Below are 24,161 nucleotides of genomic sequence, written 5' to 3'. Positions count from 1 at the left end.
ATACCGCGCCAACACAACCGCCCCCAAGCTCCCTTCCGACAGGTCATCCATGCGTCTGTTTCACACCTCCGACTGGCACCTGGGCCAAAGCCTGCACGGCCAGGAACGCGACTTCGAACACGCCTGCTTCCTCGACTGGCTGCTCGGCCAGCTGCACCTGCGCCAGCCCGACGCCCTGCTGATCGCCGGCGACATCTTCGACACGGTCAACCCGCCGGTCAAAGCCCAGGAGCGGCTCTACGACTTCATCGTCAAGGCCCACGAGCAGCAGCCGAAACTGGACATCGTGATGATCGCCGGCAACCACGACTCCGGCTCGCGCATTGAGCTGCCCGCCGCCCTGATGCGGCGCCTGCGCACCCATGCGCTGGGCCGGGTGCACTGGCTCGACGAAGGCCAGCTGGATGCCGAGCGCCTGCTGATCCCGCTGACCAACGGCCGCGGCAAGGTCGCCGCCTGGTGCCTGGCCCTGCCCTTCCTGCGCCCGGCCGAAGTCACTGGCCCGCAGTTGGGTGACGATTACCTGCAAGGCATCACCCAGGTGCACCAGCAACTGATCGAGGCGGCGCAGAAGAAGCGCAGGAAAGACCAGGCGCTGATCGCCATCAGCCATGCGCACATGGCGGGCGGCGCGATTTCCGAAGACTCCGAACGCAGCCTGATCATCGGCAACGCCGAGGCCCTGCCGGCCAGGCTGTTCGACAAGGGCATCAGCTACGTCGCCCTGGGCCACCTGCACAAACCGCAAAAGGTCAACCGCGAGAACCGCATCCGCTACAGCGGCTCGCCGATCCCGCTGTCGTTTGCCGAAATCAACTACCCGCACCAGGTGCTGGAGGTCGAGCTCAGCGGTACCGAGCTGGTCAGCGTCGAAGCGCGCCCGGTACCGCGTGCCGTGGCCCTGCAACGGGTCGGCCCTGCCCCGCTGGGCGAGTTGCTCGAACAACTGGCCAACCTGCCGGTGATCGACCTGCTCGAAGACCCAAACCGCCAGCCCTGGCTGGAGGTGCGGGTACGCCTGGACGAACCGCAGCCCGACCTGCGTCAGCAGATCGAAAGCGCCCTGCAAGGCAAGGCCGTGCGGCTGATCCGCATCAGTGCCGAATACGCCGGGGCCGGCAGTGCCGACGAGGACGACCAGGCCTTCGTCGAACTGGCCCAGATGACCCCGCAGGACCTGTTCAGTCGCGCCTGGGAGCAGGCCTACGGCAACCCCGTCGACGAGCAGGCCCTGGCCGACTTCGCCCTGTTGCTGCAGGACGTCCAGCAGGAAGAGGAGCAGCCATGAAGATTCTCGCCATCCGCCTCAAGAACCTGGCCTCCCTGGCCGGCCCGGTGGACATCGACTTCACCGCCGAGCCCCTGGCCAGCGCCGGCCTGTTCGCCATCACCGGGCCTACCGGCGCCGGCAAGAGCACCCTGCTCGATGCCCTGTGCCTGGCCCTGTTCGGCACCGTGCCGCGTCTCAACGACATCGGCCGTGAAGCCAAGGTGCCGGACGCCGACGGCGACATCCCCACCTCCGACCCGCGCAACCTGTTGCGCCGCGGCACCGGCAGCGGCTTTGCCGAAGTCGATTTCGTCGGCATCGACGGCCACCGCTACCGCGCCCGCTGGGAAGCCAACCGCGCCCGCGACAAGGCCAACGGCAAGCTGCAGCACAGCCGCCAGAGCCTGTACGACCTGGACAGCGAACAGCTGCTGGGCAGCGGCAAGAACGAATACAAGCAACTGATCGAAGCCCGCCTGGGCCTGAACTTCGAGCAGTTCACCCGTGCGGTGATGCTGGCCCAGAGCGAGTTCGGCGCCTTCCTCAAGGCCGACGACAAAGACCGCAGCGAGCTGCTGGAAAAGCTCACCAACACCGCCATCTACACCCGCCTCGGCCAACGCGCCTTCAGCAAGACGCGGGAAACCGCCGAAGCCCACAACAGCCTCAAGGAGCGCGCCAGCCACCTGCTGCCGATGGCTGCCGAGGCCCGCGCCGAACTCGACCAGCGCCTGGAGCAGGCGCTGCAACAGTTCAAGGCCGACCAGGCCGGCGAGCGCCAGCTGGAGCAGCAACGCAACTGGCTCGATGAACAGCGCCAGCTGCAGGCCCAGCACGGCGCAGCCAGCGCCGCCCTGCAGGCCGCCGAGCAGGGTTGGCAGCAACTGGCCGAACAGCGCCTGGACCTGCAACGCCTGGAGCGCCTGGCCCCGCAGCGCCACCAGTTCCACCGCCAGCAGACGCTCACCGCGCAACTGGCCCCGGTCGCCGCGCAGATTGCCGAACAGCAGCGCCAGCAAAGCGCACTGCAGACCCAGACCGGCGAGCTCGAACAGGCCCTGGCTGCTGCGCGCGAAGCCCTCGCGCAACACCAGGCCCAGCACGGCGAAAATACCCCGCGCCTGCGCCAGGCCTTTGCCGGGCAGGACACCCTCGCCCGCCTCGACCAAGCCCTGACAGCGCAACACAGCAGCAGCCAGCAGGCCGAGCAGCAGGTCACCGAAGGCCAGCAACAGCTGCAGCAACTGGAACAACACCAGCAACGCAGCCTGCAGCAACTGGCGCAGATCGACACCGCCCTGGCCGACAGCCAGCACCTGGCGGGCCTGGCCAGCGCCTGGCAGGCCTACCTGCCGCAACTCAAGCAAGTGATGCTGATCGGCGGCCGCCTGGCCAAGGGCCGCGAGGAACTGCCGGGGCTGCAGGCCCAGGCCAGCCAGGCCAATGCCCAGTTGCAGGCCCAGCGCGACCACGTCGAGCTGCTGTTCCGCGAAGCCAAGGCCGAACCCCAGGCCCTGGCCGAGCAGATCGACCTGCTCGGCGGCATGCTCCAGGACAACCGCAAGCAGCAACGCGCCGTCGAGGAACTGTCACGCCTGCATGCCCGCGAACGGGAGCTGCGCCAGCAACTCGAAGCCCTGCGCGAACGCCAGCAACAGGCCATGCAACAACGCCAGCAACTGATCGGCGAAGGCACCGCCGCCAAGGCCGAGCTGGAAGCGGCCGAGCAGGCCCTGACCCTCACCCGCCAGCTGCTGGAGCGCCAGCGCCTGGCGCGCAACACCAGCGTCGAGGAACTGCGCGGCCAGCTGCGCGATGGCGAGCCCTGCCCGGTGTGCGGCAGCGCCGAGCACCCGTTCCATCAACCTGAAGCACTGCTGCAGAGCCTGGGCCGCCACGACCAGGCCGAAGAAGACGCCGCGCAGAAGCAGGTAGAAGCCCTCAACGGCAAGCTGGTCGACCTGCGCACCCAGCTCGGCGTGGTCAACGCCCAGCTCAAGGATTACCAGCAGCAACAGCAGCAACTCGGCGAACAACTGCAACCGCTGGTGGCCCAGGTGCAGGCCCACAGCCTGTGGCCGGCGCTCGCGCCGCAGGACGACAAGGCCCGCAGCACCTGGCTCGACAGCCAGCTACGGCGCCTGGACGACGAAATCGGCAAGGACGAGCAGCGCCAGAGCGCCCTGCTCGCCCTGCAGAAGGACGCCGCCCGCCTCGGCCAGCAGTTGCAGGCCGCCGAGCAGGCCCAGCAGCAGGCCCAGCGCAACCTGGAGCACCAGCACCAGGCCCTGGCCAGCGACGAGCAGCAACTGGCGCAAGGCCTCGGCGACCTGGCCAGCGTCTTGCCGGGAGATGTGCTCAAAGCACTGGGCGATGACCCGGCCCATGCCTTCCTCGCCCTCGACCAGCAGATCGCCCAGCGCTTGCAGCAGCTGGAGCAGCGCAAGGACGAGGCGCAAGAACAGCAGGCCCGCCAGGTCCGGCTCGACAAGCTGCGCGACCAGCAGCAAGGGCGTTTGCAGAGCCTGGAACAGGCGCAGCAACAGCTGGCCTCGCTGAACGAGCAGCATCAGCAGGCCCGCACCGCGCTGGGCGAACTGCTCGGTAGCCATGCCAGCGCAGAAGCCTGGCAGTCGCACCTGGACAGCCAGCTGGAGCAAGCCCGCGCCCTCGACGCCGACACTGCCCAGCGCCTGCAGGACCTGCGCACCCAGGGCGTGCAGCTGGCCAGCGAGCTCAAGGCCAATACCCAGCAGCAACAGGCGCTGGAAAACGAATGCCAGCAGCTGCAAGGCGACATCGCCCAGTGGCGCGCCGCGCACCCGGAACTGGACGACGCCGGCCTCGATCGCCTGCTGGCCATGGACGACAGCCAGCTCGGTGAACTGCGCCAGCGCCTGCAAGGCGCGGAAACGGCCATCGAGCAAAGCCGCGTGCTGCTCCAGGAGCGCGAACAGCGCCTGCAACAGCATGCCGCGCAGATGACCGTGGAACGCTCGGTCGAAGACCTCGAACAGGCCCTGGGCGAACTGCGTGAACGGCTCACCGGCCACGAGCAGCAGTGCGCCGAGCTGCGTGCGCAGCAGGCCGACGACCAGCGCCGCCAGCAGGCCAGCGCGTCTCTGGCCGGGGAAATCGAACAGGCCAGCCAGCAATGGCAGCGCTGGGCGCGGCTCAATGCCCTGATCGGCTCGGCGTCCGGCGACGTGTTCCGCAAGATCGCCCAAGGCTACAACCTCGACCTGCTGCTGCACCACGCCAACGCCCAACTGCGCCAGCTGGCCCGGCGCTACCGCCTCAAGCGCGGTGGCAGCGCCCTGGGCCTGCTGGTGCTGGATACCGAAATGGGCGACGAACTGCGCTCGGTGCACTCGCTGTCCGGTGGCGAAACCTTCCTGGTCTCGCTGGCCCTGGCCCTGGGGCTGGCGTCGATGGCGTCGAGCACCCTGCGCATCGAATCGCTGTTCATCGACGAAGGCTTCGGCAGCCTCGACCCCGAGTCCCTGCAACTGGCCATGGACGCCCTCGACGGCCTGCAGGCCCAAGGGCGCAAGGTGGCGGTGATTTCCCACGTGCAGGAGATGCACGAGCGCATCCCGGTGCAGATCCAGGTGCGCCGCCAGGGCAATGGCCTGAGCGATGTGGAGGTGTGCGGGTGATCCTCTACTCGTTCCGCCGCTGCCCATGGGCCATGCGTGCGCGCCTGGCACTGCGTTATGCGGGGTGTGCGGTGGAGATCGTCGAGGTGGCGATGAAGAACAAGCCGGCAGAACTGCTGGCCTTGTCGCCCAAGGGCACGGTGCCGGTGCTCGATACCGGTGCCGGGGTGCTGGAAGAGAGCCTGGACATCATGCGCTGGGCACTCGAACGCCACGACCCGCAGGACTGGCGGCTGCAGGCCGACCCTGCCGCCGCTCAGCGAGCCGAAACGCTGATTGCCCGCAACGACAGCGAGTTCAAGGCGCAGGTGAACCTGTACAAATATGCCGAGCGCTACCCGGAGCATTCTCGCGAGCATTATCGTCAGCAGGCCGAAACCTGGCTGGTGACGCTTGAACAGTTGCTCGAAGGCCGGCCGTATCTGCTGGCCGATCACCCGAGCCTGGCCGACGTCGCGCTGTTGCCCCTGATGCGCCAGTTTGCCGGGGTCGAACCGCTGTGGTTCGCCGAGGCGGCTTATCCGCGGGTGCGGAGCTGGCTGGAGGGGTGGTTGGCGTCTGACCTGTTCAAGTCGGTGATGGCTCGCTGATACACGCGGATCCCTGTGGGAGCGGGCTTGCCCGCGAAGCAGATACCGCGGTGCAGGGCACCGGCTTCGCCGGTGTTCGCGGGCGAGCCCGCTCCCACAGGGATCTCACACGTGCCTGATCAGTGGCTGTGCTTGCCACCCAGGGCGGCATGGAAGTTGGCGCTCTGGCGCAGATACTGCTCGGTGTAGCTGTGGGTGGCCGAGGCCTTGCTGCTGTCGGCATGGGCATGGGCCGGCAGCACCACGGAAGCGGAAATGGCGGAGGCGGCAATCACGGGGAAAAGATTGAAGTTCATGGGGCTGACCTCGACGGGTGGGGTTTGACGTTCAGCCGCTTGGGCCTTGGGTCAAACTTACGCCGCTGAGGTCGCCCGCAGAAATTCATTGCGCTGGTAAGCGTTATCAGCGCCATCGATAGTCGCGCGTCAGTCGATGAACTTGAGGTCCGACGGCGCATCCTGCTTCAGCGTCTGCACGGTCTCGCCCAGCTTGCCGCTACGCGGGTCGCGGTGCATGACCACAATCTGGTTGCTCTTCTGGTTGGCCACCAGCAGGAAATTGCCACTCGGGTCCAGGGCGAACTCCCGGGGGTGGTCACCCTCCACCGAGCGGCGCTGCAGGAAGGCCAGCCGGCCATCGTCCTTGCCCACGCTGAACACCAGGATCTCGTTCGCCGTGCCACGGTTGCTGACGTACAGGAAACGCCCGTCCGCCGACAGGTGCAGCGCACCGGATGCCTTGGCGGCGGCGTCCTGCCGGTCGGTCAGCGGCAGGCGCTGGCGTTCGAGCAAGGCATCGTCCTTGACGTCGAACATCACCACTTCGCCGCTCATCTCCAGGGTCAGGTAGGCATGCCGGCCCTTGGCGTCGAACAGCAGATGGCGCGGCCCGCTGCCCGGCGGCAGGTCGACCGAGGCCGGGATCGCCGGGCTCAGCGGACGGTCGGCGCTGGCGCCGTCGTAGCGGTAGATGAACACCTTGTCGGCGCCCAGGTCGCAGGCATAGACGTGCTGGCCATCGGGCGACAGCACCAGCGAATGCACATGGGCACCGGCCTGGCGCTCGGGGTTGACCTTGCTGGGCGTGTGCCGCAGTTGCTGGACCACGTCCTTGAGCTTGCCGTCCTTGGCCACCGGGATCACCACCAGGCTGCCGCCCGGGTTCGGGTCGACTGCGTAGTTGGCGACGAACAGGAAACGCTGGTCACGGCTGAGGCTGGCGTGGGTCGGTTCGTCGCCGCGGCTGGCCACCTGGTTCAGCGGCTTGATCTCCCCTTTGCTGCCGATGCTGAAACTGCTGGCGTGGCCCTGCTTGGTCTCGTTGACCGCGAACAGTTGCCGGTGGTCGACCGACAGCACCAGCCACGACGGGCTGACGCTCTTGACCACCTGCTGCGGCGTGGGGTCGATCTGCCCCGTCTTGTCGTCGAACCGGTAGCGGTAGATGCCCTGGCTCTGGCCATCGGTATAGCTGCCCACCAGCAAGGTCGCGGCAGGGGCGGAGATTGCCAGGCTCATCAGGCTAGCGGTCAGCAGGCTCGTCCAGATCCGATTCATCGTCGTCTTCATCCGGGGCACGAAAGGCACTCATACAGACTAGTCGATGCTCGCCCTGGGCATCGGCCAGTTGCCATTCATCACCGCTGGCGACGGCGGCGGCAAGCTGCTCGGGGGTGAAGGACCAGCGGCGGTGCTGGCGGCCATCCATGCATTCAACCGTGAGACCGGAGGCGTCGCAGGTGAAGTCGAAGGCGTGCAGGCCGTCGATCAGGAGCATGTCGCAGGCTGCGAGGGCGGTGGCGAGGGGGGACATGGGGATACCTGTAGTGGATGTGGCGGCATTATAACCGTTGGGGCTGCTTTGCAGCCCATCGCGACACAAGGCCGCTGTAGGAGCGGCCTTGTGTCGCGAAAGGGCCGCAACGCGGCCCCCAGCGGTTCAATGGGCGAAAATCGAGCCCCCCGCCTTGCCCGCCATCTTCTCCGGCTTGATCAGGAACCGCGCCAATGCCGGCAGCAGCCACAACGCGCCGAACATGTTCCACAGCAGCATGAAGGTCAGCATCAAGCCCATGTCGGCCTGGAACTTGATCGCCGAGAAGATCCAGGTGCACACGCCGATCGCCAGGCACAGGCCGGTGAACAGCACCGCCTTGCCGGTCGAGCGCAGGGTCTGGTAATAGGCCTCCTGCAACGGCAGCCCGGCGCGCAGGAAGCTTTCCAGGCGGCTGTAGATGTAGATGCCGTAGTCCACGCCGATACCCACGCCCAGGGCCACCACCGGCAAGGTGGCGACCTTCACGCCGATGCCCATGAACGCCATCAGCGCGTTGCCCAGCACCGACGTCAGCACCAGCGGCAGGACGATGCACAAGGTCGCGGCGAACGAGCGGAAGGTGATCATGCACATCACCGCCACGCACAGGTAGACCAGGATCAGGATGGTCAGCTCGGCCGACTTGATCACCTCGTTGGTGGCCGCCTCGATGCCGGCGTTGCCCGCTGCCAGGAGGAACTGCAGGCCGTCCTTGTCATGGCTGTCGGCAAAGGCCTTGGCCGCGCCGGTGACACGCTCCAGGGTCTCGGCCTTGTGGTCGTTGAGGAACACCAGCACCGGCGCCAGCGAGCAGTCGGCGTTGTACAGGCCGTCGGCGCGGGCGATGGAGTTGTTGAGGATGTCCGGGTTGCGCGACAGGGTCTCCCATTTCAGGCTGCCTTCGTTCATGCCCTTGATCACTTGCTTGGACACCGTCACCAGGGAAATCGCCGACTGCACCCCGGGGGTGTTCTGCATGGTCCACATCAGTTCATCGATCGGCGCCATGGTCGAGTGGATCGAACATTTCTCCGGCGGGGTCTTGACCATGATCACCAGCACGTCGGAACTGGTCGAGTAGTTGCTGATGATGAAGTTGTTGTCCTGGTTGTAGCGCGAGTCCGGGCGCAACTCCGGCGCGCCCTGGTCGAGGTCGCCGATCTTCAGGTTCTGGCTGTACCAGAGGCCGCCGGCGAAGGCCACCAGGGCCAGGCCGATGGACACCGGCGCTACCTTGGCGCTGGCGAAATTCGACAGCAGGCGCCAGAACGGGTGCTCGCGCGTGGCGTCCTTCTTGCTGCGCTCGATGGCCTTCTTGCTGATGCCTACGTAGGAAATCGCCACCGGCAGCAGGATGAGGTTGGTGAACACGATCACCGCCACACCGATCGAGGCGCCGATGGCCAGCTCGCGGATCACCCCGATGTCGATGATCAGCAGGGTGATGAAGCCCACCGCGTCGGCGAGGATGGCGATCATCCCCGGCAGGAACAGCTGGCGGAAGGTGCGCCGGGCAGCGGTCAGGGCGTTGTCGGCGTCGCTCGACTGCAAGGCGATGCCGTTGATCTTCTGCACCCCGTGGGAGATGCCGATGGCGAAGATCAGGAACGGCACCAGCATCGAGTACGGATCCAGGCCAAAGCCCACCGCATGCATCAGGCCCAGCTGCCAGACCACCGCCACCAGGGTGGTGATCAGCACGGCGACGGTGCTGCGGATGCACCAGGTGAACCAGTACAGGAGGATCCAGGTGATCACCAGGGCCACGCCGAAGAACATCGCCACCATCACCAGGCCGTCGATCAGGTCGCCGACCTTCTTGGCGAAGCCGATGATGTGGATCTTCACGTTGGGGTTCTGCGCCTGGAACTTGTCGCGGATCTTTTCCTCGAGCTGGTGCGAGAACTGCTGGTAGTCGAGCTTGACCTGCCTGCCCGGGTCCTGCGGGTCGGGGAAGCTTTCGAGCAACGGGATGTCGACGATGCTGGACTTGAAGTTGTTGCCCACCAGGCGCCCGACCTGGCCGGACTTGAGCACGTTGTCGCGCAGGGTGTCGAGGCTGTCCTGGGAGCCGTCGTAGGTATTGGGGATCACCTCGCCGCCGGAGAAGCCCTCCTCGGTGACCTCGCTCCAGCGCACGCTGGGGCTCCACAGCGACTTCAGTCCGGCACGGTCGACGCCGGGGATGTAGAACACCTCGTCGTGGATCTGCCGCAAGGTCTCCATGTAGTCCTTGTCGAAGATGTCGCCGTTGACCGCCTCCACCGAGATGCGCACGGTGTTGCCGAGGTTGGCCAGGTCGTTGCGGTGCTCCATCATCTGCTCGATGAACGGATGCTGCAGCGGGATCATCTTCTCGAAGCTGGTCGAGGGGCGGATCTGCGTGGCCTGCCAGAACAGGAAGATGCTGACCAGCAGGCACAGGGCGATGACCACCGGGCGGTTGTTGAAGATCAGGCGTTCGAGCAGCGTGGCCTTGTCCTGATGGTGCGGGTGCATGGTGATGCTCTCCCTGCTGGTCATGGCCGCTGCTCCTCTGCACCCTGCGCCGTGGCCAGGTGCACACCGCCCTGCCCGACCAGCAGCAGGCCGCCGTTGGCCAGGCCGCTGACGCCGGCCAGGGCGATGCGGTCGCTGCGGTTGTAGACGCTGAAAGTCTGGCCGTCATCGGTGCTGCGCAGCACGCTGCCGCCGTTGCCGACCAGCACCAGGCTACCGTCCTCGACAAGCGTAGCGCCTGCCAGGCCGAATTCGAGTTCGCCGCGTTCGGCCTTGAGCGCGATCGGCTGCCAGCTGTCACCGAAGTCGCTGGAGCGGAACAGGTTGCCGCGCAGGCCGTAGGCCAGCAGGGTGTTGGCTTTGGCGGTGCCGATCACACCGAACAGCGAGCCCTCGTAGGGGCCCTGGACCTTGGCCCAGGTCTGGCCGTCATCGCTGGAGCGGAACATGCCGCCCTGCTCGCCGACGATGAACAGGCCGGCGTCGCGCACCCGGGTGATGCCGTTGAGGTGCAGTTGGTCTGGGTTGTCGAGGCGTTCGCCGACGTCATTCCAGTGCTGGCCGCCGTCAGCGGTCTCCAGCAGCGCGCCATAGGCGCCCACCGCAAAGCCGTGCTGGGCGTCGAGGAAGGTCACGTCGAGCAGTGGTGCTTCGCGGGACAGGTCTTCGAACTGCTTGCTCCAGGTCGCGCCGCCGTCGTTGCTGGCGAGGATCTGCGCATCGTGGCCGACCGCCCAGCCGCGCTTGTCGTCGAGGAAGAATACCGCGGTGAGCAGTTGCCGGGTGGGCACCCGGGCCTGGGTCCAGGTGCTGCCCTGGTCGTCGGAGAACAGAATGTGGCCACGATCGCCGACCACCACCAGGCGCTTGCCGGCATGGGTGGCGCCGATCAGCAGGCTCTGGCTGGCCTTGGCCGATTCGGTCGAGTATTCGTCGGCGGCAGCGGCTTGCGCGCTGTCGGCCCACATCCCCAGTGCCAGCGCCAGCATCGCGCCAGCCGCCAACGGCCAGGCACCACGCCTGGCCTGCGTCATCACCCGCTCCTTCATGACCATCCCCTGTTGTGTTCTTCTTGGTGGGTCTGTGCTTTGGAAAGCCTGTGTTAGAGGCTTGGGGGATCGTATCGGGGAAGGTTGCGCGATTACAACGCGCGGGACGTTATGTTTTGTTAACCGCCAAAAAGCTTCGCGGGTAAACCCGCTCCCACAGGTACCGCACAGGTTTCAAAAACTGTGCAGTACCTGTGGGAGCGGGTTTACCCGCGAATAGGCCAGTTCAGACTATGGAGAACTCAAGCCAGGCTCTTGCTCACCACTTCATACACATCGCTGGACAGCTCGCCGGAGGCGAGAATCCGCTCCAGCTCGCCCTTCATCAGCACCTGCCGGGCGCCGTCATACTTGCGCCAGCGGGTCAGCGGTGCCAGTTGGCGCGAGGCGATCTGCGGGTTCAGCGCATTCAGCTCGATCACCAGGTCCGCCAGGAAGCGATACCCCGAACCATCGGCGGCATGGAAGTTGACCAGGTTCTGCCCGGCAAACGCGCCGACCAGCGCCCGCACCTTGTTCGGGTTCTTCAACGTGAACGCCGGGTGCTGCATCAGCGCCTTGACCCGCGCCAGCCCGCCCGGCAAGGCGCTTGCCGCCTGCACGCTGAACCACTGGTCCATGACCAGCGGGTTGTCCTTGAAGTGCTCGGCAAAGGCCTCCAGCGCCTTGGCGCGTTCGGCTTCGAACGGCGAGTTGACCAGCACCGCCAGCGCCGTCAGGCGCTCGGTCATGTTGTCGCACTGCTCGAACTGCTCCAGGGTCGCCTCCAGCACCTGCGGCTTGCCGCTCTGCATCAGGTACGACAGGGCGATGTTCTGCAGGCTGCGGCGGGCGAAATGCTCGGCGGCGGCCACGTAGGCGGTGTTGCGCGACACCTCGCGGTGGGCCTGGTAGCGCGCCCACAGGGCGTCGAACAGCTGCTCGGCGATCTGCTGGCGGGCGAACTCGCGGGCGGCGTGGATGGCGTCGACGTCAGCCACCTGGCTGATTTCGGTCAGGTAGGCCTCACCCGGCAGCGAAAGCATTTCGGCGACCATGGCCGCGTCGAGCGATTCGTTGCCCAGCACGGTACCGAGCGCGGTGATCAGGCGCTGGTCGAGCTTGAGCGCCTCGCCACGCTGATGCTGGCCGATCAGCTCCTGCAGCACCTGCACCGACAACTGCTGGCCCGCTTCCCAGCGGTTGAAGCCGTCGCTGTCGTGCTGCATGAGGAACATCAGCTGGTCGCGGTCGTACGGGAAGCTCAGCTTGACCGGCGCGCTGAACCCACGCAGCAGCGACGGCAGCGGCTTGGCGGCGATGCCCTGGAAGGTGAAGGTCTGCTCGGCTTCGGTCACCGACAGCACGCGGCTGCTGCCCGTTGCCGACGCTTCGCCCGCCAGTTGCAGCGGCAGGTCGTTGCCGGCGGCGTCCAGCAGGCCCAGCTCGACCGGGATCACGAACGGCAGCTTTTCGGCCTTGTCCGGGGTTTGCGGGCAGCTCTGGCGGAAGGTCAGGCTGTAGGTCTGCGCGGCGGCGTCATAGGCCTCGCTGACCTCCAGGCGCGGGGTGCCGGCCTGGTTGTACCAACGCTTGAACTGGGTCAGGTCGACGCCGTTGGCGTCTTCCATGGCCTTGATGAAGTCGTCGGTGGTCACCGCCTGGCCATCGTGGCGCTCGAAATACAGGTCGCTGCCCTTGCGGAAGCCCTCGGCGCCCAGCAGGGTGCGGACCATGCGCACCACTTCGGCGCCCTTCTCGTAGACGGTCAGGGTGTAGAAGTTGGAGATCTCGATGAAGCTGTCCGGGCGCACCGGGTGGGCCATGGGGCCGGCGTCTTCGGCGAACTGGTGGGTGCGCAGGTAGGCGACGTCCTCGATGCGCTTGACCGTGCGCGAGTTCATGTCGGCGCTGAACTCGGCGTCGCGGAACACCGTGAAGCCTTCCTTGAGCGACAGCTGGAACCAGTCGCGGCAGGTCACGCGGTTGCCCGACCAGTTGTGGAAGTATTCGTGGGCGACCACCCCCTCGACGCGCTGGTGGGCGGCATCGGTGGCGGTTTCGGCGCGGGCCAGCACGCAGCTCGAGTTGAAGATGTTCAGGCCCTTGTTTTCCATGGCGCCCATGTTGAAGTCGTTGACCGCGACGATCATGAAGATGTCCAGGTCGTACTCGCGCCCGTACACCTCTTCGTCCCAGCGCATGGACTTCTTCAGGCTGACCATGGCGTGGTCGCACTTGTCGAGGTTTTCTTCCTCGACGTAGATGCGCAGGGTCACATCGCGGCCGGACTGGCGCTTGAATTCGCTCTCGACGCACCACAGGTCACCGGCCACCAGCGCGAACAGGTAAGCCGGCTTGACGAACGGGTCTTCCCAGGTCGCCCAATGGCGGCCGTCTTCACCCTGGCCCTTCTCGAAGGTGCCGCTGCCGACCGGGTTGCCGTTGCTCAGCAGCACCGGGTAGCGATGCTGCTCGGCGATCACCGTGGTGGTGAAGGTGCTCATCACGTCCGGGCGGTCGAGGTAGTAGGTGATCTTGCGGAAGCCCTCGGCCTCGCACTGGGTGCAGAACATCTTGCCGGACTTGTACAGGCCTTCCAGCGCGGTGTTGCTCTCCGGGTGGATCTTCACGCTGGTGTCGAGGGTGAAGCGCTCGGCCTTGGGCTGAACGGTCAGGCTGTCGGCGTCGAGCTGGTAGTCGCCCGCCTGCAGTTCCTGGTCGTCCAGCGAGGCGCGCAGCAGCTCCAGCTGCTGGCCGTCGAGCACCAGCGCCGGCAGGCCGGCACCGCGTGCCGGGTTGCGGCGCATGACCAGTTGCGCATGAACCAGGGTGTGGTCCTCGAACAGTTCGAAGGTCAGGTGCGTCTCGTCGATCAGGTACTCGGGCGCCTGGTAGTCCTTGAGGTAGATCACTTGCGGTTGTTCGGTACGCATGTGCAGGTCCTTTTTACTGGAGCACGGCCAACTGGTAGGCCGTGTACTTGCGAATGTTGATCACGCCGGTGTCGAAGATCAGGTACTGGCCCTTGATGCCCAGCAGCGTGCCTTCGGCCACCGGGTCCTTGTCGAGGTTGAAGCTGACGATCTTTTTCGGGTAGGCCTCGACCGGGTAGTTGATCTGCACCACTTCGGCGTCGGGCAGCGGCTGGATCGCCTGCAGGCCGAAACGGCCCTGCAGCTCGCCCAGGCCGTCGGCGCAGGCTTCGAAGATCTGCTCGCGGATGGCCGGCAGGTCGAGTACCTCGGCGTCGCCCTTGAGCAGCGCACGCCAGTTGGTGCGGTCGGGCACCTGGCTGCGCAGCACGTCTTCGACCAGGCCCGATTGCTGGCGGGTGGCCACGCGCATGATCGGCAAGGCCTGGCTGGCACCCTGGTCGAGCCAGCGGGTGGGCAGCTGGGTGGCGCGGGTGATGCCGACCTTGATCCCCGACGAATTGGCCAGGTAGACCACGTGGTCGGTCATGCAGAACTGTTCGCCCCACGACGGCTCGCGGCAGGTGCCGGCGTCGTAGTGGCATTTTTCCGGGGCCATGATGCACACGTCGCACTGGGCCAGCTTGGTCATGCACGGGTAGCAGTAACCCTGGCTGAAGCTGGTCTTGGTGCGCTTGCCGCAATGGCTGCAGTGAATGGCGCCGAGGTATTCCAGGCGCAGGCGCTGGCCGATCAGCGGGTTGACCGGCACCTGGGTGTCATCCAGACGGAAGCTGTACTGCACCACCGGTGCCTGCAGGCTGACCGCCATCTTGCTCAAAGAGCCACGAGCGAGTTCGATCAATGTACCGAGTCCGACTTGAACAGAATGTTGGCGATGGGGGCGGACTTCGAGGCGCATTCCTGCGGGCCCATGTAACCGGTGCGCTGGTCTTCGGGCAGGTTCTTCATCTCCCAGGCGATCACCGCCTGCAGTGACAGCTCCTTCTGCTCGGCGGTGAGCTTGCGCCCGTCCGACCATTTGCCGATTTCCACGGCCAGTTTCAGGCTCTGGTAGATTTCCGGAGTGATGTTTTCGATCATTTGCGCGAAAGTGGACATAGTGTCTCCTGGTTCAAGCCGACAGTTTACGCCGGGCCAGCGCCCCGCCCAAGAGCCCGGTCAGGCATCCGATGAGCAGCCCGCCGACGTGGGCGGCGTTGGCGATCTGGCCGAAGCCGAGCTGGCCGACCACGCCGGTCAGGCAGACCACCAGCCAGATCAGCATCATCACCAGCACGCCCTTGGGCAGGTTGAAGTAACGGTTGGGCGCCAGCCACTGGAACAGCCAGACATGGCCGAGCAGGCCGTAGAGCACGCCGGACAGGCCGCCGAACAGGCTCGGCCCGCTGCTGTAGTGCTGGGCCAGGTTCGACACCAGGCTGAACAGCAGGGTCAGGCCCAGCAGCAGCCAGGGGCCCTGGCGCAGTTCGATGCGCTTGCCCAGTTCCCAGTACCACAGGCTGTTCATCGCCAGGTGCAGCACGCCGAAGTGCAGCAGCATCGGCGACACCAGGCGCCACCATTGGCCTTCGGCCAGGCCCTGGGCCAATGGCGTGAAGAACAGGTAGTCGCCCTGGACGCGGAAGTCGAGGAAGGTGAGCCAGCGGATGGCGTCGAGGTTGTCGCCCAGACCGGTGAGGCCGGCGACGACCAGGCAGAGGATGAGAATACCGGCCGTGACCTTGCAGGCCTTGGCCTGTTCGGCCAGGGTCGGACCATTCGCGGGCGAGCCCGCTCCCACAGGGTCTTCTGCAACCTGGATTTCGGCGTTGCCGTCGGGGAAGCGCTGGTAGAGCTCGCGCACGTCGGCGGCCAGGGTGTCGGGGGCCCAGAGCACTTGCTCCTCGCCCTCCAGGCTGACCCGGTGCGGCAGTTGCAGGCGCTCCAGCAGGCCGACGAAACCGCCGAGGTCGATCGATAGCGGCAGGCGCAGGACTTCGACAATGTTCATTGGCTGGCCTGCGGGCGGTCGACATCGACCCAGACGAACTTGTGCGGGTCGATGCAGGTTTCGTCATCCAGGCGATAGGCCGCCAGCTTGCCGTACAGCACCGCGCTGTAGTCCAGGCAGGCCAGGTTGCCGCGGATCGGCGCCGGACGGCCGCTGCGCCAGTAATGGCCGACGAACAGCAGCGGTTCGTCTTCGGCGTAGCGCAGCAGGGCGTTCTTCTCGGTGTGGCTGAGCGGCGTGCGGGCCACTTCGTCGGGCAGCGCGTCGGGCTGGAAGACGATGTCACCGTAGGTCTGCGGGTCTTCTTCCCAGAACTTGGTGCGGAAGAAGGCGCGGGTCAGGCCGTCGCCGCCGGTCAGGGTGAGGCCGTCCGGCAAGCGCATGTCGGTGCCGCGCAGCAGGCGGTTGCACACGGTCGAGGCGAAGCTGCCGGACACCGCCGAGGCCTGGATGAAGTGCTCGTCGATGCGCCCGTCGGGGTACTGCTGGCGCAGCGGCTCGATCAGCCGCGGGTCCCAGCAGGCATGCACCAGGCGGAAACGCCCGGCGTCGACGAACAGCGGCATGTCGTAGAACCACTGGACGAAGTCGTGCCAGTCGGCGGGGTGCTGGGCGAACTGGGTCAGGGTCTCGTCGATCAGCCGGGCGTGGCGCGCGGTGTGTTCGCGCACGAACGCCTTGCCGCTGCCGGGCAGCGCCGGGGTGACCCAGCCCAGGGCGTTGTACTCGTGGTTGCCCATGATGCAGAACGCCTGGCCGGCCTCGACCATGTCGTGGACGATGTGCAGCGCCTCGCGGATACGCGGGCCACGGTCGACGATGTCGCCGAGGAACAGGGCCTGGCGCCGTGGGTGACGCCAGACGCCGCCGACGCGCTTGTAGCCGAGGGCGTCGAGCAGGCGTTCGAGGGTCAGTGCACAGCCGTGCACGTCACCGATGATGTCGAAACTGCGCGCCGGATCGAGCATCAGTCGTCCCTGCCTCCCAGGCGGCTGCCCCAGCCGAGTTTGGTGCGGCACACTTCATAGTAGTTGTGGTCGAGCGGATGGATCAGGCGCAGCTTCTGCGGCTTCTTGCTCACCGTGATGGTGTCGCCGGGGGCGCAGGTGAAGTGGTTCTGGCCGTCGCAGGAGACCTGCGGGTAGATCTGCAGGTCCTTGGACACGACGATCTTCAGCTCGCTGTTGCCGTCGACCACGATCGGCCGGCCCGACAGGGTATGCGGGTACATCGGCACGATGACGATGGCGTCGAGCTTGGGGTGCATGATCGGGCCGCCGGCCGACAGCGCGTAGGCGGTGGAGCCGGTCGGGGTGGCGACGATCAGGCCGTCGGCCTTCTGGCTGCAGACGAACTGGCCGTCGATGTAGATCTCGAACTCGATCATCCGCGTCGACTTGCCCGGGTGCAGCACCACGTCGTTGAGCGCGTCGCCCTGGCCGATTGCCTCGTGATGGCGACGGACCTCGGCCTGCAGCAGGAAGCGGTTTTCCACCAGGTAGTGGCCGTCGAGCACCTCGGCGACCTTTTCCTCGAGCTCGTCGGGACGGATATCGGTGAGAAAGCCCAGGTTGCCGCGGTTGATGCCCAGCACCGGCACGTTGTGCCGGGCCAGGGCGCGGGCGGCGCCAAGCAGGCTGCCGTCGCCGCCGACCACGATGACCAGGTCGCAGACCTCGCCCAGCAGCTTGCGCGTCGAGGTCTGCAGGCCGTGGCCGGGCAGCACTTCGGCGATGGTGTCCTCGAGGATCACGTGCAGGTGGCGCTCGAGGAGGAATTTTTTCAGTCGGCGAATGGTGTCGAGCACCTGGGAGCTGCCAAGGCGGCCGATGATACCGATATTGCGAAATTGCTCCATGGGGCTCCTGCAAGGCTCTGCGGCGGGTGACGATGCGCCGATTATGGGCGAAACCACGGGGCAGCGGCAAACCGGCTATGCTCGGTGCATGATGCCGTTCCCCGAGCTTTCCGAGCTGCCACGCCAATTGCGCCGCCCTGCCGTGCGCGACCTGGCCTGGACCCTGCTGGCGCCGGCGCTGCTCAGCGACCCGCCCTGCCCCCAGCGCCACCCGCTGGCAGGCAGTGCCTGGGCGGCCGACCCGCAGCGCCTGCACGACTGGCTGCGGGCGCTGGATGCCGACGACCAGCCATTGTGCGACTGGCTGGCGAAGATCACCAGCCGCCGCCTGGGCTTGTACTACGAAGGTCTGTGGCAATTTGCCCTGGGGCAGGCGCCGGGGGTCGAGCTGCTGGCGGCCAACCTGGCGATACGCGCGAGTGGGCGGACCCTGGGCGAGCTGGACATGCTGGTGCGCGATGGCCACGGCAGCCATCACCTGGAGCTGGCGATCAAGCTGTACCTGGGGCCGAACGATGCCGACGGGCGCGAGCCGCTGAACTGGCTGGGGCCTGGCTGCCATGACCGCCTGGGCAGCAAGCTGGCGCACCTGGCGACGCACCAGTTGCCGATGTCGGGCATGGCCCACAGCCGCGAGGTGCTGGACGGGCTGGGCATCGGTGCGGTGCAGGCGCACCTGTGGCTGGGCGGGTATCTGTTCTATCCATGGCCCGGGCAGGCCGAGCCGCCAGCAGGGGCCAATCCGCAACACCTGCGCGGCCGCTGGCTGCGGCGGCAGGACTGGATACCCGCCCCAGCGCAGCGCTGGCTGCCGCTGGCACGGCACGCCTGGCTGGCCCCGGCACGGGTCGAGGCCAGCGACTGCCTGGCACCTGCCGGGTTCGCCGCATGGCTGCAGGCACTGGGGCCGCATGCCCCGGCGCAGCTGCTGGCGCGCCTGGAGGAACAGCCGGACGGCGCCTGGCAAGAGGTCGAACGGCTGTTCCTGGTCGCCGACAGCTGGCCGCACCTGCCGGCTTGACGTGCCGGGTCAGGAGGCGTCGGCCACCGGCTCAGGCTCAGGGCAATGGGCCTGGGCGTCGGCCGGCCAGAGCACCTTGCCCTTGCCGTCGACCACCTGCTCGGCGCCGCATGGCAGGCGGTTGGTGTCGAACACCACCGTGCCGTCGAGGCGGTACATGGCCCGCAGCGTTCTGACCGCGTTGTCGTTCTGGCCTTCGACGCGATAGCCGAATATCACCCCACGGGCCTCGTCCACCTTGATGTCCTGCCATTTGGCCGGCACCAGCAGCTTGCCTTGCAGGTCATAGAGGGCGCGGTTGGCATCGGTGCTCTGGCCTTCGGCGGCCAGCACGTGATGCTGGTCGGCGGTCAGCGACAGCTTGATGAATTGCTCGGGCTTGATCAGTACCTTGCCTTTTGCATCCATCATGCCCTGGGTGCGTTCCTGATTGGGCATGCCCAGGAACTTGACGGTTTTCTGCGGCGACTGCAGTTCCGAGAAGGCAAAGCGCTCGGGCGCCAGCACACCAACCTGGGCATAGGTCGGCTCGACCACCACCTTGCCAGTGTCGAGGTCGATGGTGCCGTAGGTGGCCAGGAACATGTTCTGCAGCACGCCGATGTGGCTGAAGCCCGGGCGGTGGCCGATCATGCCGGTACCGGTGCCGGCATCGCCGACGGAGTCGTACTTCGGTTCGATCAGCCACTTGCCATCGTGGCCGAGCATCCCGGCCTTGCCACGCCCGGCCTCGGTGCGTGGTACCTGGACCATCGCACCGGTCTTGCCGAAGGCTTCGCAGGATTCGTACTGGGGCTCGATGACGGTCTTGCCCTGGTAGTCCAGGTAGCCGCACTTGCCGTCGTAGGTCGCCTTGAAGGCCACCAGGCCGGCGCCCGGGTAACCCATCCAGTAGTTGCCGAACGGCACCACCAGGTTGCCGGCGGCATCCGCCAGCGCCACGCCCTGCGCACCTTCGCGCTTGACCACCAGGTGGTCATCGCCGGCCCGCTCGATTTCATCGAAATCGAGCTTGCGCAGGACCTTGGTCTGCAGGTTGTAGCCCCAGCTCTGGCCCTCACGCTCGGCCAGGACCCAATGGCCTTTCATCTCGCCACGCACGTACATCGAATCGAACACCGGGTCGCTGACTTTCTCGCCCTTGGCGGTGAGGATGCCACGCAGATCGTTCACCTCGTAGACGATGAATTCGTCGTCGCCGCCAACGAAGACGTTGTCGAAGATGGCCGGCTGGACTTCCTTGCCCTGCTCGTCCATGACCCCGACCTTGCCGTCGCGCACGAAGCCGAACAGGCCCGGGGGCAGGTCATAGAGTTCATCGGTGATGGCGGCCTTGATGACCTGCTTGCCATCGCGGCTGGCCAGGTTCCAGGCGTTGTTGTCACCGAAGATGAAGCTGTTGCTGAAGGGAACGGTATAGACGCCCGAGTAGTCGTTGTCGGGGCCGACCAGCAAGCTGCCGTTCTGGTCGATGACCGCGCATTCGTCGTTGACGCACAGGGGCACGACGATATTGGCGATGGGTTTGACTTCTGGGGTCTGCTGGCACCCGCCGAGCAGGAGGGTGGAAAACGCGCAGAGCAATGCCGCCTTGGGGGCGGAAGGGAAGTGTTTCATTTACACCAGGTCCTTGTGTAGAAAAGCAGAAACCAATCAGGGCAAAAGCTGGCAGTCAGCCATCACCCAGAAACATGTCGGCCAGCTTTCACGGATCTGAAGCAAAGAAATAACTGCTGCAGCGTTTACAGTAACTACTGAGCGCCGCAAAGAGCGCCACCACGACCTGATGACGAGGACCGACCATGGTTTCATCCACCTCCGCGACCCACTACTCGCGCCTGTCCATCGCCCTGCACTGGCTGATGCTGGTGCTGTTGGCGGCCGTGTACGCCTGCATGGAGTTTCGCGGCCTGTTTCCCAAGGACAGCGCCGAGCGCAACCTGATGAAGGACCTGCACTTCATGCTCGGCCTGAGCGTGTTCCTGCTCGTCTGGCTGCGCCTGGCCGTGCGCCTGGCCCGCCCCACCCCGCCCATCGTGCCCAGGCCGCCGGCCTGGCAGACGGGCCTCGCGCACCTCATGCACCTGGCGCTGTACCTGCTGATGATCGGCCTGCCGCTGGCCGGCTGGCTGATCCTCAGTGCCGCCGACAAGCCGGTGCCGTTCTATGGCCTGGAACTGCCGCACCTGATCGGCGCGGACCCGGACCAGGCCAAGTTCATCAAGGGCTGGCATGAGCGGGTGGCCACCTGGGGTTACTGGCTGATCGGCCTGCATGCCCTGGCCGGGCTTTACCATCACTACGTGCAGCGCGACAACACGCTGCTGCGCATGCTGCCCTACAAGTAACCGCGCCGGCCTTGCAGGCCGCCGGTGTGGACGAAGATCAGCCGGGTGCCGGGCGCGAAACCACCGGCCTCGACCTGGTCACGCAGGGCCATCAGCGCCTTGCCGGTATACAGCGCTTCGAGCGGCACGCCGCTGTGGCGCTCGCTGTCGGCGATGAAGGCCAGCAGGTCATCGTCGAACTTGCCGAAGCCGCCGCGGCAGGCGTCGTGGAGCCGGTAGCCATGGGCGCCGGCCAGTTCCGCCACGGTCTCGGGCACGCCGTGCTGCCGAGGCACCGCCAGGGCGCCATGTACCTCGTGCTGTCCCGCCTCCGCCAGCACCAGGCCCGCGAGGGTCGTGCCGGTACCCGCCGCCAGCCACCAGGCGTCGTATCCAGACCAGCCCAATGACGCCAGTTGCCTGCGGGCCTGTTCGACGATCGACGCGCAGCCTTCGGCGCCCGCCAATCCGCCGCCGCCTTCGGGGATGCAGTGCCAGCCCGGGTAACGGGCCTGCCAGGGCTCCCAGAAGCCGGGCTGGTGGCGGGCGCGGTAGCCACCGTAGCCGAGCCAGTGCAGGTCCATGCCCAACGCTTTCAGGTCGCGCACCGTGGGGGTGTCTTGCGGGTCACCGCGCAGCAGGCCGGCGCAGGCGAAGCCGAAGCGTTTGCCGGCGGCGGCCAGGGCGTGCAGGTGGTTGGAGTGATTGCCGCCCAGGCTGATCAGGCCGGGGGCGCCGGCTTGCCGGGCGTGCTGGAGGTGATGGCGGAGCTTGAACCACTTGTTGCCGCTGATCAGCGGGTCGATCAGGTCCAGGCGCAGGATTGCGGCCTGGATCCGCGCTTGCTGGAGCCAGGGCAGGTTCAGGGGCTGTAGGGGGGCTTGGGGGAGGTCACATGACATGGGGCCGAGTCTACCTTGAAATCGCGGGGGCGCTTTGCGCCCCTTTCGCGACACAAGGCCGCTCCTACACGGAACGCGGTCACCCGTAGGAGCGGCCTTGTGTCGCGAAAGGGCCGCAACGCGGCCCCGGCAACCTCAAAGCTCGGCAGCGAGTCGCGACCCTTGGTTGATCGCCCGCTTGGCATCCAGCTCCGCCGCCACGTCGGCGCCGCCAATCAGGTGCACCGACTGCCCCGCCGCCACCAGTCCTTCATGCAGTTCGCGCAGCGGCTCCTGCCCGGCGCAGATCACCACGTTATCCACCGCCAGCACCTGCGGCTCGCCATCACCGACCCGAATGTGCAAGCCGGCATCGTCGATGCCCAGGTACTCGACACCGTTGAGCATCTGCACCTGCTTGTTCTTCAACCCGGTGCGGTGAATCCAGCCGGTGGTCTTGCCCAAGCCATCGCCGACCTTGGAAGCCTTGCGCTGCAACAGGTAAACCTGCCGCGCCGGCGCATGCGGCGCGGCCTTGACGCCGGCCACACCGCCTCGCGCCTCGAGCCGGGTATCGATACCCCATTCCTTCCAGAACGCCTCGCGGTCCTGGCTGGTGGCCACGCCCTGGTGCACCAGGTACTCGGAAACGTCGAAGCCAATGCCACCGGCACCGATCACCGCGACCGCCTTACCGACCGGCTTGCGCTGCAGCAGCACATCCAGGTAGCTCAGTACCTTGGCATGCCCGACACCGGGAATGGCCGGGGTGCGCGGGGCGATACCGGTGGCCAGGATGATCTCGTCGAAGCGGCCCTCCAGCAACGACGCCACATCGACCCGGGTGTTCAGGCGCAGATCGACGCCGGTGCTTTTCACCTTGTTGTCGAAATAGCGCAAGGTCTCGAAGAATTCTTCCTTGCCCGGCACCCGCTTGGCCACGTTGAACTGCCCGCCGATCTGCGCGGCCGCATCGTACAAGGTCACTTCATGGCCCCGCTCGGCCGCCACGGTGGCTGCCGCCAGGCCGGCGGGGCCGGCGCCGACCACGGCGATACGCTTCACCGCACGCACCGGCAGGTAGTTGAGTTCGGTTTCATGGCAGGCACGCGGGTTGACCAGGCAACTGGTCAGCTTGCCGCCAAAAGTGTGGTCCAGGCAGGCCTGGTTGCAGCCGATGCAGGTGTTGATCTGGTCGGCGTGCCCTGCCGCCGCCTTGTTGACGAAGTCCGGGTCGGCGAGGAACGGCCGGGCCATCGAGACCATGTCGGCATCGCCCTCGGCCAGCACCGCTTCGGCCACTTCCGGGGTGTTGATGCGGTTGGTGGTGATCAGCGGGATCTGCACCGCGCCGCGCAACTTGGCGGTGACCTTGCTGAACGCTGCGCGCGGCACCTTGGTGGCGATGGTCGGGATGCGCGCCTCGTGCCAGCCGATGCCGGTGTTGATCAGCGTCGCGCCGGCCTTTTCGATAGCCTTGGCCAGCAGTTCGATCTCGTCCCAGGTGCTACCGCCCTCGACCAGGTCGAGCATCGACAGGCGGAAGATGATGATGAAGTTCGGCCCCACCGCGTCGCGCACACGGCTGACGATCTCCACCGCCAGGCGCATGCGGTTCTCGTAGCTGCCGCCCCAGCGGTCGGTGCGGTGGTTGGTATGGGCGGCGAGGAACTGGTTGATGAAGTAGCCTTCCGACCCCATGATCTCGACGCCGTCGTAGCCGGCGCGCTGGGCCAGTGCCGCGCAGGTGACGAAATCGGCGATCTGCTTCTCGATACCGGCCTCGTCCAGCTCCTTGGGCTTGAACGGGTTGATCGGCGCCTGGATCGCGCTTGGCGCCACCTGCCGTGGGCTGTAGGCGTAACGCCCGGCGTGCAGGATCTGCAGGCAGATCTTGCCTCCGGCAGCATGCACCGCCTCGGTGACGATGCGGTGCTTCTGCGCCTCTTCCTCGGTGCTCAGCTTGGCCGCGCCGGAGTACACCCCGCCCTCGTCATTGGGCGCGATACCGCCGGTGACCATCAGGCCGACGCCACCGCGGGCGCGCTCGGCAAAGTAAGCCGCCATGCGCTCGAAGCCGCCCGGGCGCTCCTCGAGGCCGGTGTGCATCGAGCCCATCAGGGTGCGGTTGCGCAAGGTGGTGAAGCCCAGGTCGAGCGGGGCCAGCAAGTGCGGATAACGGTCGGCAGCCATGGTAAGGGTCCCCAGGTGGCATGATCACGGAATGCGGGTGCCTCCAGGGGCCCCGTCGTTTATCTGCCTGCGACATTAAACAGCCGTTTGA

Annotated in this window: 19 protein-coding genes; 5 read left to right on the top strand and 14 right to left on the bottom strand. The window is 66.5% G+C overall.

Annotation, left to right across the window (positions count from 1 at the left end; all coding sequences use genetic code 11):
* Positions 1-49 precede the first annotated feature (49 nt).
* From ACIP21_RS01835 to ACIP21_RS01825, 3 genes are read left to right on the top strand one after another with little or no spacing between them, the layout of a single operon-like run.
* Entirely contained in the window at positions 50-1,288 is a 1,239-nt protein-coding gene (locus ACIP21_RS01835) for an exonuclease SbcCD subunit D C-terminal domain-containing protein (protein WP_400683264.1), read from the top strand.
* Positions 1,285-4,929, top strand: a complete 3,645-nt coding sequence (locus ACIP21_RS01830; RefSeq protein WP_400683261.1) for an AAA family ATPase — start codon at positions 1,285-1,287, stop codon at positions 4,927-4,929. The genes ACIP21_RS01835 and ACIP21_RS01830 overlap by 4 nt, the downstream gene beginning before the upstream one ends.
* Positions 4,926-5,519 carry a glutathione S-transferase gene (locus tag ACIP21_RS01825; protein ID WP_400683259.1) on the top strand — a complete coding sequence of 198 codons (594 nt, stop codon included), beginning with the start codon at positions 4,926-4,928 and terminating at the stop codon, positions 5,517-5,519. Before ACIP21_RS01830 ends, ACIP21_RS01825 begins: the two co-directional genes overlap by 4 nt.
* 119 nt (positions 5,520-5,638) lie before the next feature.
* Here the strand turns inward: ACIP21_RS01825 and ACIP21_RS01820 are convergent, their stop codons facing one another.
* The 11 genes from ACIP21_RS01820 to ACIP21_RS01770 form a co-directional block, all read right to left on the bottom strand.
* Positions 5,639-5,815, bottom strand: a complete 177-nt coding sequence (locus tag ACIP21_RS01820) for a hypothetical protein (RefSeq protein WP_400683256.1) — start codon at positions 5,813-5,815, stop codon at positions 5,639-5,641.
* A 129-nt stretch (positions 5,816-5,944) separates the two neighbouring features.
* On the bottom strand, positions 5,945-7,075 hold the full coding sequence (locus ACIP21_RS01815; protein ID WP_400683254.1) for a lactonase family protein: 1,131 nt from the start codon (positions 7,073-7,075) through the stop codon (positions 5,945-5,947).
* Positions 7,041-7,331 (bottom strand): DUF5629 family protein, encoded by a 291-nt coding sequence (locus ACIP21_RS01810; protein WP_400683252.1) that lies wholly within the window; start codon positions 7,329-7,331, stop codon positions 7,041-7,043. Before ACIP21_RS01810 ends, ACIP21_RS01815 begins: the two co-directional genes overlap by 35 nt.
* 126 nt (positions 7,332-7,457) lie before the next feature.
* On the bottom strand, positions 7,458-9,833 hold the full coding sequence (locus ACIP21_RS01805; protein WP_400684279.1) for an RND family transporter: 2,376 nt from the start codon (positions 9,831-9,833) through the stop codon (positions 7,458-7,460).
* A gap of 20 nt (positions 9,834-9,853) precedes the next feature.
* Positions 9,854-10,867, bottom strand: a complete 1,014-nt coding sequence (locus tag ACIP21_RS01800) for a WD40/YVTN/BNR-like repeat-containing protein (protein WP_400683249.1) — start codon at positions 10,865-10,867, stop codon at positions 9,854-9,856.
* A gap of 257 nt (positions 10,868-11,124) precedes the next feature.
* A complete protein-coding gene (gene pepN, locus ACIP21_RS01795) occupies positions 11,125-13,797 on the bottom strand; it encodes an aminopeptidase N (protein ID WP_400683246.1) in 2,673 nt (890 codons plus the stop codon).
* A 13-nt stretch (positions 13,798-13,810) separates the two neighbouring features.
* Complete coding sequence (locus ACIP21_RS01790) at positions 13,811-14,641, bottom strand: DUF2797 domain-containing protein (protein WP_400683244.1); 831 nt, start codon at positions 14,639-14,641, stop codon at positions 13,811-13,813.
* Entirely contained in the window at positions 14,638-14,898 is a 261-nt protein-coding gene (locus ACIP21_RS01785; protein ID WP_003247224.1) for a YeaC family protein, read from the bottom strand. The genes ACIP21_RS01790 and ACIP21_RS01785 overlap by 4 nt, the downstream gene beginning before the upstream one ends.
* 13 nt (positions 14,899-14,911) lie before the next feature.
* Complete coding sequence (locus ACIP21_RS01780; RefSeq protein ID WP_400683241.1) at positions 14,912-15,790, bottom strand: rhomboid family intramembrane serine protease; 879 nt, start codon at positions 15,788-15,790, stop codon at positions 14,912-14,914.
* Positions 15,787-16,758, bottom strand: coding sequence for a metallophosphoesterase (locus ACIP21_RS01775; RefSeq protein WP_400683238.1), 972 nt, complete (start codon positions 16,756-16,758; stop codon positions 15,787-15,789). The genes ACIP21_RS01780 and ACIP21_RS01775 overlap by 4 nt, the downstream gene beginning before the upstream one ends.
* Positions 16,758-17,648 (bottom strand): NAD(+) kinase, encoded by an 891-nt coding sequence (locus ACIP21_RS01770; protein ID WP_103449750.1) that lies wholly within the window; start codon positions 17,646-17,648, stop codon positions 16,758-16,760. The genes ACIP21_RS01775 and ACIP21_RS01770 overlap by 1 nt, the downstream gene beginning before the upstream one ends.
* Positions 17,649-17,691: 43 nt before the next feature.
* On the opposite strand from ACIP21_RS01770, the gene ACIP21_RS01765 reads away from it, so the two are divergent.
* The gene (locus ACIP21_RS01765; RefSeq protein ID WP_400683236.1) at positions 17,692-18,669 is read left to right on the top strand and encodes a DUF1853 family protein; all 978 of its coding nucleotides are present in this window, start codon (positions 17,692-17,694) and stop codon (positions 18,667-18,669) included.
* Between the two features lie 9 nt (positions 18,670-18,678).
* Here the strand turns inward: ACIP21_RS01765 and ACIP21_RS01760 are convergent, their stop codons facing one another.
* A complete protein-coding gene (locus tag ACIP21_RS01760) occupies positions 18,679-20,286 on the bottom strand; it encodes a WG repeat-containing protein (RefSeq protein ID WP_400683234.1) in 1,608 nt (535 codons plus the stop codon).
* Between the two features lie 185 nt (positions 20,287-20,471).
* Here ACIP21_RS01760 and cybB point away from each other — a divergent pair, with 185 nt between their 5' ends.
* Positions 20,472-21,017 (top strand): cytochrome b561, encoded by a 546-nt coding sequence (gene cybB, locus ACIP21_RS01755; protein ID WP_400683232.1) that lies wholly within the window; start codon positions 20,472-20,474, stop codon positions 21,015-21,017.
* Here the strand turns inward: cybB and ACIP21_RS01750 are convergent.
* Together ACIP21_RS01750 and ACIP21_RS01745 are read right to left on the bottom strand one after the other, a co-directional pair.
* The gene (locus ACIP21_RS01750) at positions 21,008-21,898 is read right to left on the bottom strand and encodes a 1-aminocyclopropane-1-carboxylate deaminase/D-cysteine desulfhydrase (RefSeq protein ID WP_400683230.1); all 891 of its coding nucleotides are present in this window, start codon (positions 21,896-21,898) and stop codon (positions 21,008-21,010) included. The two genes, cybB and ACIP21_RS01750, sit on opposite strands and share 10 nt — an antisense overlap.
* A gap of 135 nt (positions 21,899-22,033) precedes the next feature.
* On the bottom strand, positions 22,034-24,070 hold the full coding sequence (locus ACIP21_RS01745; RefSeq protein ID WP_400683228.1) for an FAD-dependent oxidoreductase: 2,037 nt from the start codon (positions 24,068-24,070) through the stop codon (positions 22,034-22,036).
* Positions 24,071-24,161: the final 91 nt, after the last annotated feature.

Source organism: Pseudomonas sp. NPDC089401 (assembly GCF_044749485.1).
Taxonomy (GTDB): domain Bacteria; phylum Pseudomonadota; class Gammaproteobacteria; order Pseudomonadales; family Pseudomonadaceae; genus Aquipseudomonas.
This window is presented reverse-complemented; position numbering and strand designations above follow the sequence as displayed.